The sequence below is a fragment of the Actinomycetospora sp. NBRC 106378 genome, assembly GCF_030269685.1.
In the GTDB taxonomy this organism is placed as follows: domain Bacteria; phylum Actinomycetota; class Actinomycetes; order Mycobacteriales; family Pseudonocardiaceae; genus Actinomycetospora.
Map to the genome: position 1 here is coordinate 54545 of NZ_BSTT01000002.1, position 15965 is coordinate 70509.

General features: G+C 69.5%; 18 protein-coding genes. 10 read left to right on the forward strand and 8 right to left on the reverse strand.

What is annotated here, in order from left to right; all coding sequences use genetic code 11:
* Positions 1-6: 6 nt before the first annotated feature.
* From QSK00_RS04685 to QSK00_RS04695, 3 genes are all read right to left on the reverse strand, one after another.
* On the reverse strand, positions 7-393 hold the full coding sequence (locus QSK00_RS04685) for a pyridoxal-phosphate dependent enzyme (protein ID WP_285588093.1): 387 nt from the start codon (positions 391-393) through the stop codon (positions 7-9).
* 143 nt (positions 394-536) lie between these two features.
* Complete coding sequence (locus tag QSK00_RS04690) at positions 537-947, reverse strand: DUF6069 family protein (protein WP_285588094.1); 411 nt, start codon at positions 945-947, stop codon at positions 537-539.
* 172 nt (positions 948-1119) lie between these two features.
* Positions 1120-1392, reverse strand: a complete 273-nt coding sequence (locus QSK00_RS04695) for a helix-turn-helix domain-containing protein (protein WP_285588095.1) — start codon at positions 1390-1392, stop codon at positions 1120-1122.
* A gap of 50 nt (positions 1393-1442) precedes the next feature.
* On the opposite strand from QSK00_RS04695, the gene map reads away from it, so the two are divergent.
* On the forward strand, positions 1443-2213 hold the full coding sequence (gene map / locus QSK00_RS04700) for a type I methionyl aminopeptidase (protein WP_285588096.1): 771 nt from the start codon (positions 1443-1445) through the stop codon (positions 2211-2213).
* Here map and QSK00_RS04705 read toward each other — a convergent pair whose 3' ends face one another.
* Positions 2214-2900 carry a 2OG-Fe(II) oxygenase gene (locus QSK00_RS04705; RefSeq protein ID WP_285588097.1) on the reverse strand — a complete coding sequence of 229 codons (687 nt, stop codon included), beginning with the start codon at positions 2898-2900 and terminating at the stop codon, positions 2214-2216.
* A gap of 68 nt (positions 2901-2968) precedes the next feature.
* Here QSK00_RS04705 and QSK00_RS04710 point away from each other — a divergent pair, with 68 nt between their 5' ends.
* From QSK00_RS04710 to QSK00_RS04730, 5 genes are all read left to right on the forward strand, one after another.
* Positions 2969-3745, forward strand: a complete 777-nt coding sequence (locus QSK00_RS04710) for a class I SAM-dependent methyltransferase (RefSeq protein ID WP_285588098.1) — start codon at positions 2969-2971, stop codon at positions 3743-3745.
* A gap of 98 nt (positions 3746-3843) precedes the next feature.
* The gene (locus QSK00_RS04715; protein WP_285588099.1) at positions 3844-4281 is read left to right on the forward strand and encodes a VOC family protein; all 438 of its coding nucleotides are present in this window, start codon (positions 3844-3846) and stop codon (positions 4279-4281) included.
* Positions 4281-4922, forward strand: coding sequence for a winged helix-turn-helix transcriptional regulator (locus QSK00_RS04720; protein WP_285588101.1), 642 nt, complete (start codon positions 4281-4283; stop codon positions 4920-4922). The genes QSK00_RS04715 and QSK00_RS04720 overlap by 1 nt, the downstream gene beginning before the upstream one ends.
* 127 nt (positions 4923-5049) lie before the next feature.
* Complete coding sequence (locus tag QSK00_RS04725) at positions 5050-5574, forward strand: HI_0983 family protein (RefSeq protein WP_285588102.1); 525 nt, start codon at positions 5050-5052, stop codon at positions 5572-5574.
* Positions 5571-6461 (forward strand): HI_0983 family protein, encoded by an 891-nt coding sequence (locus QSK00_RS04730; protein ID WP_285588103.1) that lies wholly within the window; start codon positions 5571-5573, stop codon positions 6459-6461. The genes QSK00_RS04725 and QSK00_RS04730 overlap by 4 nt, the downstream gene beginning before the upstream one ends.
* A gap of 370 nt (positions 6462-6831) precedes the next feature.
* Here the strand turns inward: QSK00_RS04730 and QSK00_RS04735 are convergent, their stop codons facing one another.
* The 3 genes from QSK00_RS04735 to QSK00_RS04745 are packed head-to-tail and all read right to left on the reverse strand — an operon-like array spanning position 6832 to position 8716.
* Positions 6832-7263, reverse strand: coding sequence for a hypothetical protein (locus QSK00_RS04735; RefSeq protein WP_285588104.1), 432 nt, complete (start codon positions 7261-7263; stop codon positions 6832-6834).
* Complete coding sequence (locus tag QSK00_RS04740; protein ID WP_285588107.1) at positions 7260-8405, reverse strand: WXG100 family type VII secretion target; 1146 nt, start codon at positions 8403-8405, stop codon at positions 7260-7262. The genes QSK00_RS04735 and QSK00_RS04740 overlap by 4 nt, the downstream gene beginning before the upstream one ends.
* Positions 8405-8716: a type VII secretion target gene (locus QSK00_RS04745; RefSeq protein WP_285588109.1), complete on the reverse strand. Its 312-nt coding sequence runs from the start codon at positions 8714-8716 to the stop codon at positions 8405-8407. Before QSK00_RS04745 ends, QSK00_RS04740 begins: the two co-directional genes overlap by 1 nt.
* Before the next feature lie 69 nt (positions 8717-8785).
* Between QSK00_RS04745 and QSK00_RS04750 the strand changes: the two genes are divergently transcribed.
* From QSK00_RS04750 to QSK00_RS04765, 4 genes are all read left to right on the forward strand, one after another.
* A complete protein-coding gene (locus QSK00_RS04750) occupies positions 8786-9514 on the forward strand; it encodes an alpha/beta fold hydrolase (protein ID WP_285588111.1) in 729 nt (242 codons plus the stop codon).
* A 56-nt stretch (positions 9515-9570) separates the two neighbouring features.
* On the forward strand, positions 9571-10125 hold the full coding sequence (locus QSK00_RS04755) for a TIGR03086 family metal-binding protein (protein WP_285588113.1): 555 nt from the start codon (positions 9571-9573) through the stop codon (positions 10123-10125).
* Positions 10126-10200: 75 nt separating this feature from the next.
* A complete protein-coding gene (locus QSK00_RS04760) occupies positions 10201-11229 on the forward strand; it encodes an alpha/beta hydrolase (protein ID WP_285588115.1) in 1029 nt (342 codons plus the stop codon).
* A gap of 505 nt (positions 11230-11734) precedes the next feature.
* On the forward strand, positions 11735-12823 hold the full coding sequence (locus QSK00_RS04765; protein ID WP_285588117.1) for an IS630 family transposase: 1089 nt from the start codon (positions 11735-11737) through the stop codon (positions 12821-12823).
* A gap of 1699 nt (positions 12824-14522) precedes the next feature.
* On the opposite strand, the gene QSK00_RS04770 is transcribed toward QSK00_RS04765, so the two are convergent.
* The gene (locus tag QSK00_RS04770; protein WP_285588118.1) at positions 14523-15335 is read right to left on the reverse strand and encodes a hypothetical protein; all 813 of its coding nucleotides are present in this window, start codon (positions 15333-15335) and stop codon (positions 14523-14525) included.
* Between the last annotated feature and the right edge of the window lie 630 nt (positions 15336-15965).

The window sequence follows — 15965 nt, forward strand, 5'->3', positions numbered from 1 at the left end:
GCAACGCTAGGGACCGACCCAGCGTCGGTGCGCGTCCGGGTCGACGTTGCCCCCGCACACCACGGTCACGACCCGCCGCCCCGTGAACCGCTCCGGGTCCTCCAGGATCGCGGCGACGCCGAGAGCGGCCGACGGTTCGACGACGAGCCCGGCCCGCTCGTGCAGCAACCGCACCCCCGCGACGATCGACTCCTCGCGGACGAGGACCGCGTCGTCGGCCACCACGAGCAGGTCCTCGAGCACCTCGGCCAGGGGGAGCCGCCCCGCGACCCCGTCGGCGATCGTGTCGGTCGACGCCGTGGTGACCACCCGACCCTGCTGCCACGACCACGTCATCGCCGGCGCCCCGAGTGCTGCCCGGACGCGCTCGGTGTCGAGACGCGTCCGGGGCACGGTGCGGACGCTACCGACCATCCGTAGGGCCGTCGTCCACGCGCATGATCATCAGAACGAGGAGGATCCGGACGCTCGGCGTCCGGATCCTCCTCGTTCCGATGATCGAGATGCGGCGCCTGGGCTCGCCGTCGGGACGGGGCTCAGACCGCGAGTCGCCGGGCGATCACCGGGACGACGATCGCCGCCGCGACGAGGTGCGTGAGCATGAGCAGCAGCTTCGTGGCTGTCGCGGCGTCGGCGAGGACGTCCGGGACCAGCGACAGCGCGGTGAGGACGACGGTCGTCCGGACGAACGCCATCCGGGGGCTGCGGGCGGTGCGGGACAGCACCAGGGCGAGGACGAGGCCGATCACCGAGAAGATCGCGGTGAGGGAGGCGAAGCCGGGCACGGGGATCGGGGCGCCGCTGATGTCGAGGCTGATCCCGACGGCGTTCCCGGCGGCGGCGATCGCGGAGGTCGCGATCGAGGCGCCGACCGTGGCGGCGAGGCCGCCGAGGACCAGGGCGCTGGTGCGGGTGGTGGTGGCGGCGGGAGCGGTGAGGACGGACATGGTGGCCTCCGAGGGCTGGTGACCGGCTCCGTGCCGGTCTCGTACCCCTGCGTCGGACGGGCCGACGGTCCTTCGACACGGCTCCCGAAAAACTTTCCAAGATCTCATAACGCGGAGCGAAGTGGTCGCTCAGCGAGCACTTCGCTCCGCACGGCCGGATCTTGACGGGGCCTCAGGCGCTCCGGGACTCGGCGGCGTCGGGCTCCGGGCGGCACGCCGCGACCAGCGCGTCCAGCGGCAGCGACAGCTCCGTCGCGAGCGCCGCGATCGTGAAGAACGCCGGCGTCGGCACCCGGCCCGACTCGATCTTCCGCAGCGTCTCCACCGGCATCCCGACGGCGGCCGCGACCTCGGTCATCGACCGCGGCCCGCGCGCGGCGCGCAGCACCTCCCCGAGGCGGGCTCCCCGCTCGCGTTCGTCCGGGGTCAGCGGCACACGCACCATGACCGTGATACTAATACCGGGATAGTTATCCCACGCCGTCGGAGCGCCCCATGATCGAGATCAAGAACCGTCACGAGATCGAGCTGATGCGGGAGGCCGGCCGGATCACCGCGCAGGCGCTGGCGGCGGCGAAGGAGGCGGCCGTCGTCGGGAGGTCGTTGAAGGAGCTGGACGACGTCGCTGCGGAGGTCATCGCCCGGGCCGGGGCCGAGCCGCTGTTCCTGAACTACCGGCCGAGCTCGGCGTCGACACCCTTCCCGGCCGTGGCCTGCATCAGCGTCAACGACGCGATCGTCCACGGCATCCCGAACGACTACGTGCTGTGCGACGGGGACCTGGTCAGCGTCGACTGCGGCGCCCGCATCCACGGCTGGAGCGGCGACGCCGCGATCAGCTTCATCGTGGGGGAGCGCCACGACGCGGCCGACCAGCACCTCATCGAGACCACGGAGAGGGCCCTGCAGGCCGGGATCGACGCCGCCCGGTCCGGCAACAAGATCGGCGACATCGCGCACGCCATCGGCACGCTCGCGCGCGGCGCCGGGTACGGCCTGATGGAGGGGCACGGCGGGCACGGGATCGGCCGCGAGATGCACGAGGCCCCGCACGTGCCGAACGAGGGCCGTGCGAACCGCGGGTACCGGCTGCGGCCGGGCCTGGTCCTCGCGATCGAGCCGATGCTCATCGCCGGCGGCACCGACGGCTACCGCGAGGACGACGACGGCTGGACCCTCCGCACCGTCGACCGCACCCGCGCGGCGCACGTCGAGCACACCGTCGCGATCACTGCGGACGGGCCGCAGGTGCTCACGCAGGTCTGATCAGGCGGCGTCGTGGAAGATCACGCCGAGTACGTGCCGGTTGCCGCTGTGCACCGTCGAGACCCCGTGGCGCATCTGCACCCGGTGGTGGCCCCGCGCGCCCCGGCGCGGCCGGTGGTGGACCGGGAAGACGACCGCGTCGCCCTGACGCGGTCGGACGACGGTCGCGCGGGACTGCTGCCGCGGGCGCTGCTCGACGAACACGCTCTCGCCGCCGGTGAAGTCGACGTCGGGCTCGCTCAGCATCACGAGCACCTGCAGGGGGAAGACGAGGTCGCCGTAGAGGTCCTGGTGCAGGCAGTTGTAGCCGGTCGGCCCGTAGCGCAGGAGCAGCGGCGTCGGCTTCGTCTGGCCCGCGGCGGCGCACAGGGCGCGGTACTCGGCGTGCGTCGCCGGATAGCCGGGCTCGCCGAGCACCTCGGCCCACCGGTTCGCCACGGCGGCGAGCCGCGGGTAGAGGCCGGTGCGCAGGTCGGCGACCACGTCGGGCAGCGGGTCGGCGAAGTACCGGTACCGGCCCTCCCCGAAGGCGTGCCGGGCCATGACGACCGTGGACCGGAAGCGTGCGTCGTCGTCGAACATCGCGGCCAGCTCGCGGCAGGTCCCGGCGTCGAGGAGCCTGGGCAGCTGTGCGAATCCGTCGCCGTCGAGGGCGGCGGCGAGCGGGTCGTCCTGGAACAGGGTCACGCCGGGGAGAACCCCGGGGCGGACCGCGGTGTTGCGTCGCGCGACCCGTCGTCGGGAAGTCCCGGAGCATGGTGGAGCTGCGGCACGAACAGCGGACGATGCTGTGGACGCTCGCGATGCACGCGCACGACGCCGCGGCGGAGCGCCCGATCCTCGGCGACCGCTACGCCGCCGACCTGCTCGCCCGCGTCGAGGACCCGCCCGACCTGGGCGTGAGCCTCGGCGGGAACACCCCGCTCATCTGCGCCCGGGCGAAGCTGATCGACGACGCGGCGCGGACGTGGCTCGCCCGGCACGACGAGGCCGTGGTGCTGCACCTGGGCTGCGGGCTGGACAGCCGGGTCCTGCGGCTCGACCCGGGCCCGGGCGTGCAGTGGTTCGACGTCGACCAGGAGCCGGTCATCGACCTGCGGCGTCGGCTCTACGCCTCGGAGCCGTCGACGACCGTCGCCGGCGACGTGACCGACCCTTCGCTGTACGACCGGTTCCCGGCCGAGCTGCCGCGTCTCGTGATCGCCGAGGGCCTGCTGATGTACCTCGACCCGGCGGGCGTGGCGGCGGTGGTGGACCACGCGCTCACTCCGGGGAGCACGCTGGTGGCGGACACGGTCGCGCCGTGGGTCACGTGGGTGGCGGGCCTGCAGCCGGCGATGCGGGCGGCGGACGCGGGCTTCCGGTCGTCGTCGGTGGACCTCGCGCGGGTCGCTCCGCACCTCGTCGACGAGCTCTCCCTCGTCGACGCCACGGCGACCCGCACGAGCGGCCTGACGTCGACGGCGGTCCGGGTGTTCGCCCTGCTGCCCGGCGGGCGGGACGCGATGGTGCTGCAGACCTACGAGCGTTAGGCAGGGCGACGTAGCCGTCGAGCGACACGAGGCGGTCATGGCGGCGAGTATGGACCGGGACTTGTTTTTTGCAAGCGACGTCGGCACGCTCTGCGGCCATGACCCTGATGTTCGTCAACCTGCCCGTCACCGACCTGGAGCGCGCCAAGGCCTTCTACGAGGCCCTCGGGTTCCGGATCAACCCGGCGTTCACCGACCACAACGCCGCCTGCGTCGTCGTGGAGGAGGACCACAACTTCTTCATGCTGCTGCTCCGCGACTTCTTCCAGACCTTCACCGACCGGCCGATCGGCGACCCGGCCAAGGACGTCTCGGTGGCGACCGCGCTCATGCTCGACAGCCGGGACGACGTCGACGGCACCGTTGCCGCGGGCCTCGCGGCAGGCGGCACCGAGGCGCGGCCGGCGTCGGACTACGGCTTCATGTACCAGCGTCAGCTCACCGACCCGGACGGCAACCTGCTCGAGTTCGGCTGGATGGACCCGAAGGCCGCCGAGCAGGGACCCGAGGCGTTCATGGCCGACCAGCAGGCCTGATGGCGCCGCGGGAGTACGGGCAGTACGACGGGGTCACGCGCGCGATCGAGCTCATCGGGGAGCGCTGGGCGCTGCTCATCGTGCGTGACCTGCTCGTCGGGCCCCGTCGCAACGGCGAGCTCGCCGCCGGCCTGCCGCGCATCCCGAGCAACATCCTCGCCGCCCGGCTGAAGGAGCTGCAGGCGGCCGGGATCATCCGTCGGGCTCCGCGCTCGCGGGTGATCATCTACGAGCTGACGCCGTACGGGCGTGAGCTCGAGCCGGTCGTCCTGGCCCTGTCCGCGTGGGGGTTCAAGGCGTTGGGCGACCCGCGCGAGGAGCAGGTCATCACCCCGGACGCCATGACGATGGCCCTGCGGTCCGCGTTCCGGGCGCAGGTGGCGGCGTCGTTGCCGACCACGGCCTACGCGGCCCGTCTCGGGGACGCCGAGCTGCTGATCCGGGTGGACGGGCCCTCGTTGGAGGTGGCCCGCGGGGACGGTCCGGCCGACCTCGCCTTCGCCGCGGGTGCGGACATCCGCCGCGTCATCTCCGGCGAGCTCGCGCCCGACCGCGCGATCGCGAGCGGCGTCGTCGAGGTCCTCCGCGGCCCCGGGGTGCTGCTCGACCGCTTCGCGGACACGTTCCACCTGGCGGCGTGAGCCTTCCCGACGACGGGTCGGGTCGGCGGCCGCTACACCACGACGGGGTCGCGGTCCAGAGCAGTCGTACGGCTGCCCTCCCGCCACGAACCGGGGCATGCTGCCCTTCCGGCACGGAGGGGGAGACATGGGACTGTTCCGACGCAGGGTCGCCGCGCCGACGGCGCCACCCGAGGTCGAGGTGGCCGGAGTGCGCTACCGGCAGCACCGCACCGCGAGCCCGGACCCGGAGAACGCCTCGCATCTCTACCTCCCGCCGGACGAGGACCCGGCCCGGTTCCGACGACGGGTCCAGCTCGACGTCCACACCGCGCGCGGCCTGACCCCCGCCACCGTCCTCGGGCACTGGTTGCCCCTGCACGCGGCGCGACACGACGGCCCGGCCGAGATGAACCACGAGGTGTTCACGGCGAACGACGGCAGCGGTGAGTACCTGCTCGACTTCCTGCTCAGCCACCACGAGGCGGGCCTCCCGGCGTGGGAGTGGAACGCGGTACGGGTGATCCCGCACCGGGTCGGGCTCGTGGTGCTCGCGTGGACCCATCGCGCGTACGGCGAGGAGATCGACCCGTTCCTGACCGGACTCGGGGCGGAGCGCCCTGCGCTGCTCGGTCGGTTCATGGACGCGCCGGTCCCGGAGGTGACGTCGTGACGCTTCCGGCGCACGTCGCGGAACTCGTGGAGTGGATCGTGGCCGACAGCATCGAGAGCCTGCGGGCCGGCAGCGCTCCGTTCGCGCCGCACCTCATGCTCCTCGACGACCGGTCCGGCCCGCGGGACCGGGCCCTGCAGCACACCCGCTTCGGACCCGACCTCGCCGAGGGCCTCGAGCAGGCCCGGGCCACCGTGGGGCCGACCTCGCCCGCGACGCTGTACGCGATCGCGTGGGACGGCTACGCCACGGTCGACGGCGAGCGCCGCGACGCGATCCTGGTCGAGGCCGGGACCGTCGACGACCCCGACGCCTGGCTGCTCGCCCAGCCCTACGGCACGGTCGCGCGTCGGCTCCGCGGCTCGCGGGTGGAGCGGGTCGGGGACCTGCTCGAGGTCGACCGGCCCGGGTCCCGGTTGGCCGACGTCGTCCTCGTCTGGCCGGAGCGGGTCACCGTGGCCGGGCTCGTCCACGAGCTCGCGTGGCGGTCGACCCCGGTGCCCGGCTACCACAAGGCCGAGTACGTGCCGGCCGGGCAGAGCGTCGAGGCGTTCACCGCCATGGTGCTCGTCGAGGTGGACACGCGGTCGTCCGGCGCGGACGCCACGGTCGCCGCACTGCTCGACGCGATGGAGCAGAGCCCGGCCGATGTGGTCCACCGCGAGGTCGGGGACGACGGGTCGGGCGGCACCGTCGTCGAGTTCCTCGTGCGCACCGACACGGTCCGGGAGTGGAACGCCCACCGCTACGTCGACCACCCGCTCGGCGTCGTGCTGCTCGGCGTCGTCCGGCGCCTCGGCCCCGCCGACGCCGACGCCGGACCGGTCGACCGCGCGGCGGTGCTGGCCGAGCTCCGCGCGCTCCCGGTGCCCCCGCTGCAGCACTGACGTCCCGACGACGGGTCCGGCTCGCCTACCGCGCGTCGGCGGTCGCGGGGGCCGTGTCCTGCAGGGTCCGCACGGCCCGGCGGAGCGCCTCGACCGCCGGTGACCGGTCGTCGGTGCGAGTGCAGAGGGAGATGGGGCACGGCTCGACGTCGAGAACGGGGAGGAAGACCACCTCGGTGGCGGTAGTTGTCGGCGACGGAGCCGCCCGTGATGGCGATGGCCCGGCCCGAGGCGACGGCCTCGAGCAGCTCGGCGAGGGTGTGCACGACCGGCCCGTACCGCACGGGCCGCCCGCTCGGCCGCGGGTCGCAGGCCCACCAGCGGACCCACACCGGGTCGGTCTCGTCGTCGGTGACGGGACGCCGGTTGGTCAGCGTTGGTCTCCCGTGCCCTGCGGAGAGGCCGGGGGAGCCGTGTCGGGTCGCCATCCCTCCATCGCCCGCAGCTCGTTCCGCAGCGGCGGGGGCAGCTCGTCTACGACTGCACGATCTTCCTCGTTGGGTCCCGGCATCGCCTCGAGCAGACCCGTCGCGATGACGGTCCTCATCGAGTCGCCGCCCGCCGCGAACAGGTCGGCCAGTGCACTCACGGCACGAACAGCGTCCGCGGCACCCTCCGCGCCGTCGTGGACGGAGGTTCGGTACCACTCACCGACCTCGTCGAGCAGCACCGTGGACAGAACCTCGTCGAACTGTTCGATGTGCTCGTCGACGATCGTCCTGGCCGTGGTCGAGGTTGCGCTCAGCGTGTCCGCCACCTGTCGTGCGACCGCGGAGTCGATCGGCGGGTCATCGTCGCTCACCCTGTCCTCCCCAATGCGTCGAGCAGATCATCGAACTCACGTTGCGCGAGGGCGCGGTCCTCCGCGGAGGCCTCCGGATTGCGCCTTAGCCACTTTCGCAGTGCCCGTACCGTGTTGTTGGCCTTCTCGGTATGGAACTTTCCCCCGCTGGGCGAGCCCGTCGCACGCTCGTAGCGGACGGCGTCCGCGGTGGTTCCACTGCCGACACGGGACTCGGACTCCGTGCCGCGGTACAGAGGTCGGATGATTCTGTCGAGAGCGGAGTCGCTGACGTCGGGCTTGCGAGCCGCGGGCGGTCGCCCCGATCCCGAACCGCTGCCCCCGAACGGTTCCACCCTCCCGTCACCGGAGGCGGACTGCGCCACCGACATGGCCCCGACGCCGACCAGCCCCACTCCCGCGGCGATGGCGCCCGCGGACGCGGCGTGCGTCGCGATCCCGGCCGGGATCCCGACTCCGGTCGCGTCGAGGGCCAACCCGCCGAGCTGACCGCCCGCGCCGAGCGTGATCAGTCCAGCCCCGCCGAGGATCGACGCGACGGCTCCCGGGTCCTGCAGCGCCGCGTTGCCGAACGAGGCCGCGGTGTTGCCGACGTCGGCGACGAAACCGCCGACGTCGGGCCCGCTGTCCCCGACGACGGGCGGGGCAGGCTCACGCGGCACGACGGCCGCGAGCGTCGCGGCAGCCTCGCCGACCGCGCGGGCCGCGATCTCGTTCGCCCGGAGGGCGCGCTCCTCGGCGGCGAGCATGATCTCGGCCGCGTCGTCCATGGTCTGCTCGGCGGCCTCACGGGCGGCATCGGCCGTCGGCACGGCTCCCGAGCCCGCCGACGTCTTGGCCGCCTCGCCGGCGCGCATCATCTCCTCGCCCCGCGCGTACTCCTGTTGTGCGGCCCGCAGCTCGGCGGCGAAGGTTGCCAGGGGTGGCGCGGACCGGGCGACCGCGTCCACCGCGAGCTGCAGGTCTGCCGCCTGGCGGTTGATGAGGTCGAGAGCGGCCGGCGCAGCCCGGCCGCTCCAATCGGCGGTGATCGCGCTACCTCGAGCGGCAAGTCCCTCCCTCGCGACCTGGATGTCCCTGGCCGCCGACCTCAGTTCCTCCGAGGCGGTGAGGACCGCGTCCGGGTCACCGAGGACGGGCATCAGAAACCCGGGATGCTGCCGCCGATGGAGCGCGAGGCAGCAGCGTCGGAGGTCTGGTAGTTCCCCGCCGCCGCTTCGATGGCGGCCGCGGTCGCGGTGACGCTGCGCTCGATCGCGTCGACCGCCTTGTCGAGCTGCGACGACAGCTCGTTCGCGGCATGTGCCAGCGGACCCTCGCCGGACCCGCCGGCCGCCGACTGCGCTGCGGCGCCGGCCCGACCACGCGCCGCGTTCACGCCGCTCACGTCACCACGGAGTGCGCTTGCTCCCGCCCGGAGCTGGTCGGGGCGGACGTCGAAGCCGTCGGGCACGGGTCGAGGGTGGCAAACCGCGCCCGCCCTCGGGGGCCGTTTCGTCGAACTCGCGGGACAGTGGGCGACGTGTTCTTCCGCGCTCACGACGGGATCGCACTGGCGTACCTCGAGCTGGGCGCGGGTCGCCCGCTGGTGTTCGTGCACGGCTTCACGGGCTCGGCTGCCCAGCTCGTCGACGACGGTCCCGCGCCCGCGCTCGCCGCCGCAGGCTTTCGGGTGATCCTTCCCGACCTGCGCGCCCACGGGGACAGCGCTGACCCGCGCGACGCGTCCGCCTGGCCCTCGGACGTCCTCGCCGACGACGGGCTCGCGCTCGTCGAGGCGCTCGGCCTCGAGGACTACGACCTCGCCGGCTACTCGCTCGGCGGTCGGGTGGTGCTGCGCATGCTCGCACGGGGCGCCCGACCGCGGCGGGCTGTCATCGCGGGTCAGGGTCGTGCCGCGGCCGAGGCGGACGGGCCGAACACGACTGCGTTCCGGGAGCGCCTGTCGGCGATCTCGCGGGGCGAGGTGCTCGACCCGCCGTCGCGGTGGATCGTCGACCACGGCTTCGACCCCGTCGCCCTGCTGCATCTCCTCGGCACCTACGTGGCCACTCCGGACGACGTCCTCGCCGCCATCCCCGTCCCTACGCTCGTTCTCACGGAAGAGGACGACCGTGCCCGGCTCACCGCGCCCGCTCTGGCGGCGGCCCTCGGTGACGGTCGCGTCGGTGCGGTGCCGGGTGACCACGTCGCGGCGATGGCCGCTCCGGAGTTCGGCGTGGCGATGGTCGACTTCCTGGCATCCAGCTGAGCACGCCGATAGGGGACCTGGCGTAGCTGACCCGTCGTCGGGAAGGGTCTCCCGGCGTGGACGACGCCCGCCGGCTGATCCCGGCCGCCATGGACCGCTTCGGCGCGCGGGTGCACGCGGTGCCGGCGGACCGGTGGTCGGCGCCGACGCCGTGCTCGGAGTGGAGCGTGCGGGACCTCGTGGCGCACATGGTATTCGAGCACCGCTGGGCGCCGCACGTGCTGGCGGGCGAGGCGATGGACGAGGTGGGGGAGCGGTACGACGGCGACCTGGTCGGCGACGGCCCGGTCCGCGCGTGGGACGAGGCCGCTCGGCTCTCGCGCCCCGCGTGGTCCGGCGGCGCTGCGCAGGTGCACACGTCGTTCGGCTGGCTCGGGGTCGAGGAGTCCGCGGTGCAGATGCTCGTCGACCTCACCGTCCACGAGTGGGACCTCGCCCGGGGCGCCGGGCTGGATGAGCACGTGGACCCGGAGGCCGTGGGGGAGGCGTTGGCCTACATCGCGAGCGACCCGGTCATGCTCACCGGCCCGGGCCTGTTCGCCTCCCCGGTCGAGCCGCGCAGTGACGACCCGCAGGAGCAGCTGCTCGCTATGGTCGGTCGTCGGGTCTGACCGGCTCGTTGACCTTCCTGTGTGACCTGGGCCACGCTACGAGCGGATGCTGTTCCGCTCGTCGAGGAGAGGCCGATGTCCACGGACACCCCGCACGTTCCCCCGGGCCGCCTCGGCGACCCCGCCCTCACGCTCGGCACGGACCCGCGCGCCGACCCTCGCATGGTCGCCGTGTTCGGGGCCCCCGGAGCGCTGGACCACCCCCCGGCCAACCCGCTCACCCGTGACGCCGGCCGCGAGACCCTCCTCGGGTTCAGCGTCGCCGCCGAGGAGGCGTTCGAGGGCCTGTTCACCGTGCTCGCCCAAGACCTGAAGCCGGTGGACGGGGTGTCCCGCGAGGTCCGGACCGTGATCCGCGACGGGCACGACATCGCGCTTCACGTCCACCGACCGAACGGCGTCGACGGCCCGCTGCCGGTGATCCTCCAGATCCACGGCGGCGGCATGGTGATGCTGTCGGCCACCGGGGGTCTCTACGCACACTGGCGGGACGAGCTCGCGAAGGCGGGCGCGGTCGTCGTCGGGGTGGACTATCGGAACGCTGGCGGGGTGGCGGGCGCCAACCCGTTCCCGACCGGACTCGACGACTGTGCCGCGGCCGTGCGCTGGGTGCACGCGAACCTCGCCGAGCTGGGCGGCAGCCACGTCGTGCTCACGGGCGACTCCGGGGGAGCCAACCTGTCGCTCGCGCTGGCGATCAAGGCGCGCCGCGAGGGGTGGCTGGAGGAGATCGCGGGCGTCTACGCTCAGTGCCCGTACATCCTCGGCTCGTGGGACGAGCCGCCCGCCGAGCTGCACTCGCTGTGGGAGAACGACAAGTACTGGCTCGACCGGGCGCTGTTCCCGCTGCTCGCGGAGGTCTATGACCCGGACCGCACGAACATCGACGAGCCGACCTGCTGGCCGTCGCGCGCCACGACCGACGACCTCAGTGGCCTGCCCCCGCACGTCATCTCGGTCAACGAGGTCGACCCCCTGCGCGACGAGGGCCTCGCGTACCACCGCATGCTGGTGGCGGCGGGCGTCCCGTCGGTCGGGAAGATCAATCTCGGCCTCTGCCACGTCGGGGAGCTGATGTTCCAGAACGTGATGCCGGAGGTGTAAGCCGAGGCCGTCCGCGACGTGGTCGGGTTTGCGCGATCGTTGGCGTAGACGGCTTCGCCCTGTAAGCACTTTTGCGTGCCGGAGCACGAATGACTGTCCACGAAGCGAAGCGACCTCTGGTCGTCCCGACGGCGGGTCGGGTGCGGTCCCGCGGACTGCGCGGACCGGCCACGGCCGAGTGAGAGGTCCGCCCGTGGCACAGCGCCAGCCGGGAGCGGTCACCGCCTGGAGCTCCGGATTGCCGGTACCTGCGGGCGTGCTCCGCGTCAGGAGGGCACGGGCAGGCGCCGGAGGGGGCACACGTACCGAGCAGCAGGGAGGGCCACTGGGATCGACATCGGGGAAGGCGTCGGTGGCGTGCGGTGCCAGCGCTCGGAGGTAGTCGTCGAGCTCAGCGGCGGTCAGGACGAGCTGCAGTGACGCAGCGGCCGATCAGGGCCCGAGACGAGAGATGACGAAGACGCCTGCGTTCGCGTCTAGTGTCGCGCGTCGTTAGTTGCTTGACATGGCTCGAGGTGAGATCTTGAGGGGGTCCGCCCCGGGATTGGCCTTCAACGATGACGATCGTGCGGAGTTGGAGTCCTGGTTGCGCTCGTCGACCCGCTCTGCCGGGTCGGTCGAGCGCGCCAGGATCGTGTTGGCCGTTGCCGACGGCTCAGGGACGACCGCGACCGCCCGCGCCCTCGAGGTGTCGCGTCCGACGGTGATCAAGTGGCGGGACCGGTTCGCCGCGAGCGGGATCGCGGGTCTGGACGACCAGCCGCGCAGCGGGCGCCCGAAGACCATTGATGACGCCGCGATCATCGCCGCGACCCTCGACGCGCCGCCGGATCGGCTCGGGATCACCCACTGGTCGACCCGGCTGCTCGCCGGTGAGCTCAGTATCGGCGCCGCCACCGTGGCCCGGGCTTGGCGGCGCTATCACGTGCAGCCCTGGCGGGCGGAGACCTTCAAGTTCTCCACCGACCCCGAACTCGAGGCCAAGGTCCACGACGTGGTCGGGCTCTACCTCGCCCCACAGCGCAATGCGGTGGTGCTCTGCGTGGACGAGAAGTCCCAGATCCAGGCGCTGAACCGGACCGCGCCGATGCTGCCGATGCGCCCCGGGCTGCCGGCGCGAGCGACGCATGACTACAAGCGCAACGGCACCACCACTCTGTTCGCCGCCCTCGAAGTCGCGACCGGACATGTGGTCGACCAGTGCTACGAGCGGCACGGCAAGGCCGAGTTCCTCGACTTCCTCAAGAAGGTCGCCAAGGCCTACCCGCGGCGCAGGCTGCACGTGGTGCTCGACAACTACCACACCCACAAGCACGCCGAGATCAACGAATGGCTCGCCAAGCATCCGCGGATCACGCTGCACTTCACCCCGACCTCGGGATCATGGCTCAACCTCGTCGAGGTCTTCTTCGGGATCATCACCCGCCAGGCCATCCGCCGCGGCTCGTTCGACAACGTCGCTCAGCTCGTCGAGAAGATCCGCACCTTTATCGACGGCTGGAACGACCGCTGCCACCCCTTCACCTGGACCAAGACCGCCGACGAGATCCTGCCCCACACCATCCGTCAGCGAACTCCAGACGCGCGACACTAGTAGCTCTCACTCATCGGGCTCTCCTCACGGCGCGCGGTGGCGGGGAATGGTGGGTGAGCACCTTCGCGTCCTGGCCGGCGATGGCGACGATCGGGTAACAGTCGACCTCCCAAGGACTCTGCTTCACCGGGTCGCCGCTTGCCAGCTCCAGCGCCGTCACGATCACGCGCTTCTGTGTTGCGACCTCAAGTGCCTTCCGCGCGCGTAGGCCATATCCTGCACGATCCGGGCCAGTGCCCCGGTGGCTCCCCGAACCGCAGGTAGTCCCCGCCCGTCAGGACGTTGCACTCCTCCTGGCCCAGGTCCCCGTCACCGTGCACCTTGAGCAGCCACTCCTGCTGAGGAGCCTCGAACGGCAGAACCGCCGCCGGACGGCCCTGATCGCGGCGTGGTCTCGAAGAACTGGTCGTAGTTGGTCGTCACCACCTGCGCGACCGGCGGTGCTCCCAGCGAGGCATGCGTGAGCCTGTAGCGGCGCTGGAGAAAATCGCCTGCGCGTGCATTTCCGGGTGCGACTGTCAACTTGCTCGTCGCCACGCCCGGGCCGTCCGTGCGCATCCGACGCTGAGCTCTATACGGACCGCTGTCTTAATCGACCTACGCGTTGGCGCGCTATTTTTCGCCCTCACCAGCCGACCCCCGCGACGATCGTGGCAGAGTGAGTGGACGTACCAGCCACGCTCTGATTTCTATACCGCACACATACTGGCACAGACGAGCCTAGAACAGTCTCATAGAGGGAAGGGAGGTATGGCAGGAGTAGGCGTAGGGGTAGGAGCCGTCGAGGTAGGACTGGTCTGCGTGGGCTGCATCGGAGGTGAGGTAGTGGATTTCGGAATTGTTGTAGTCAGGGGAGCTGGCGTTCTAACATCTGGCGCAGTCAGATGTTCGGCAACAGTGCCGGAGAAGAAGGTCGCTGCGACCACCAAGGCGCCGGCGAGTATGTACTTCGCCGTACTGGCGTTCTTCTTCTCGCTCACCGCCGACTGCCTTCTTTGCCAGTAATTCACGAGCAAATCCGAGAGATTTGCCTCGAAGGTGGCGCTATCGTGATCTGACGAAATTCGCCGCATCCCTCTTTCGCTCGATTCTGTGAGTTGCCACGCACCATCAACCCCTGAGTGACACGCGAGCATTAGGAGCCAGGCGGACACCGAGCTGTCTACATCTGATATTATCGATCTTGGCAGCTCAGATTGTTCTGGCGCCAATTTTTTGTGCTGGTTGGTTGCGTACGAATGGTATTCAAAGCCGCGAGCGCCTCGTGAAGTCGAGAGCAGAAATTCGTTCACGGGTTGTGAGTCTGCTTGATGAGGCGCGGCGATACGCGCCACACCTAGTTCTAGCTGGTTCCGGAAAGTGCCTCGTAGCCTCCTTACGAGCCATAAAAAGGTTGGTATAATTGATTCTTCATCCACTTCTATGCCGTGTAGAAAGACTATGCCTCGACGCCCGAACTCGTCAGGCGCGGTAGACTTTAAGCCGTATGCGACGACCGGCAACCGCTTCGTGCGCTTATGGCTTACGCATAAGAATGGGTCGACAAAACTGTCTTTCGAACTTGCTAGAGCAAATTGCCGAAGAACTTCCAAATAGTTTCCCGCCTTCTCGTCGATTGTGCAATCAACGTGGACTGATCCTCTTTCCACGCAGGCGGACATGTAGCCTTTCCCTGCCACATTCAAATAGTAGAAGTCTCTCATGCGTTCCGCGCCTCCTGGTCCTCGCTCTCTGGAGTATCGGCCGTGGAGGTCGGTTCGTCCTTTAGTATGCGCACTGGGTCTTGATGGAGGTGTCCAACGCTTTCACTTTCGAGGCGCTTCAAAACTTCGTCCACAAAGCCATCTGCTGCATAGCCAAGTACTATTGATGCGTTTTTTGTATTGATGTCTTCGTCATTAGTACTAAGTACAGTCGCCACTGTTCTTACATCGTGCCTCCTGAAAGTATCCCTGATCTTCTCGATCGCCCTCTGAAATGTGCTCTCGCAACGCGCCAGCAGGGCTCCATGATTCTCGCCCGGTCGCGCCGATTCAAGCTGATCAAATTTATTATACACAATGATCACTCGTCGTACGAATATCTCTGCACCTCGAAGTGCAAGGCTAATATTGCCGAAGAGCTTGTTGGTGTAGTATTCATCTGATCGATCTGAGGATGCCATGTCTATCGCTTCGGTCGCGTCGAACATGAATATGAGAACGACACCTGCACGTCCGCCATTCTCACTTCTGATCTTCTGGCTCTCTGTCCTTGCCTCCGACAGGGGTAAGTCTTGGAGGGTGACCTCGCCTCTGAAGTCGTGAACTCGCAACGCAAAGTGTCCTGTTACGGAAACCTTGACGGTTGGATCAGCGAAGTGCGGAACTTGAGGAAGGTCTTCTTTGTCGGAGAACGGAACGCGAGCTGTCCTTTGGAAAGGCGAGCCTGGCGTGTCATGTAACACCCATGGTGCTTCCCATTGCTTCAGCAGTGAAGACTTGCCGACATACCTGGGGCCGATCAGCAACACGGGCTGCTCGTAGCGACGTACGACTCTAGATTTACTTAGCTTTGTTCGGATCTGTCGAAGATTCTCCTCGGCTTCGCTAAGTCTCGCTCGGTTCTTCCTGCTCTGTTTCGAATAGCGCCTTGAGATGTAGCCCAAGCCGAAGGACAGGAATGCTGCGATGATGGTTGCATACGCTTCCCAGGAAATCGGTTGATTCAAAGCATGTCCTACTCGATCAGAGGTCAGGGTGGTGGTACTAGGTCGACGTGCGTCGGGTCTTCGCCTGGAGGCGTTAGACCGCTTTGGGACGCCGCGGCGAAATCGTAGCTGGAGTGATCTCGACGCCTACCGACGAATCGTTACGGCCATCCGGGTGTATCGCGCAACGTAAGCAGCTGACCGCTCCGCGTAGGGTTGCTTGCACGGCTGATGCAACCTCAAAGCATTCTGATCATGGATGGTAAGGCCAAGGACGAGTGCGTCTCCGTCGAACGGACCCCAAACGCTTCCTGGCGCTGTGTCTGATTTGACTGGAATTGGGTAATGCGTGTCTATCTGCGAATTTTCGCGCCAGTTGATGCGAAAGCATCAAGGCAGTCCTCGAGAACGGTCGTCGCCCCAACACCGCGGCACTCTCCGCGCACCGTTCCT

Bases quoted from the DNA above. Each gene is read 5' to 3' on its own strand.
- QSK00_RS04690 (WP_285588094.1), bottom strand. From the start codon at position 947: ATGTCCGTCCTCACCGCTCCCGCCGCCACCACCACCCGCACCAGCGCC.
- QSK00_RS04695 (WP_285588095.1), bottom strand. From the start codon at position 1,392: ATGGTGCGTGTGCCGCTGACCCCGGACGAACGCGAGCGGGGAGCCCGC.
- map (WP_285588096.1), top strand. From the start codon at position 1,443: ATGATCGAGATCAAGAACCGTCACGAGATCGAGCTGATGCGGGAGGCC.
- QSK00_RS04710 (WP_285588098.1), top strand. From the start codon at position 2,969: ATGGTGGAGCTGCGGCACGAACAGCGGACGATGCTGTGGACGCTCGCG.
- QSK00_RS04715 (WP_285588099.1), top strand. From the start codon at position 3,844: ATGACCCTGATGTTCGTCAACCTGCCCGTCACCGACCTGGAGCGCGCC.
- QSK00_RS04720 (WP_285588101.1), top strand. From the start codon at position 4,281: ATGGCGCCGCGGGAGTACGGGCAGTACGACGGGGTCACGCGCGCGATC.
- QSK00_RS04725 (WP_285588102.1), top strand. From the start codon at position 5,050: ATGGGACTGTTCCGACGCAGGGTCGCCGCGCCGACGGCGCCACCCGAG.
- QSK00_RS04740 (WP_285588107.1), bottom strand. From the start codon at position 8,405: ATGCCCGTCCTCGGTGACCCGGACGCGGTCCTCACCGCCTCGGAGGAA.
- QSK00_RS04760 (WP_285588115.1), top strand. From the start codon at position 10,201: ATGTCCACGGACACCCCGCACGTTCCCCCGGGCCGCCTCGGCGACCCC.
- QSK00_RS04765 (WP_285588117.1), top strand. From the start codon at position 11,735: ATGGCTCGAGGTGAGATCTTGAGGGGGTCCGCCCCGGGATTGGCCTTC.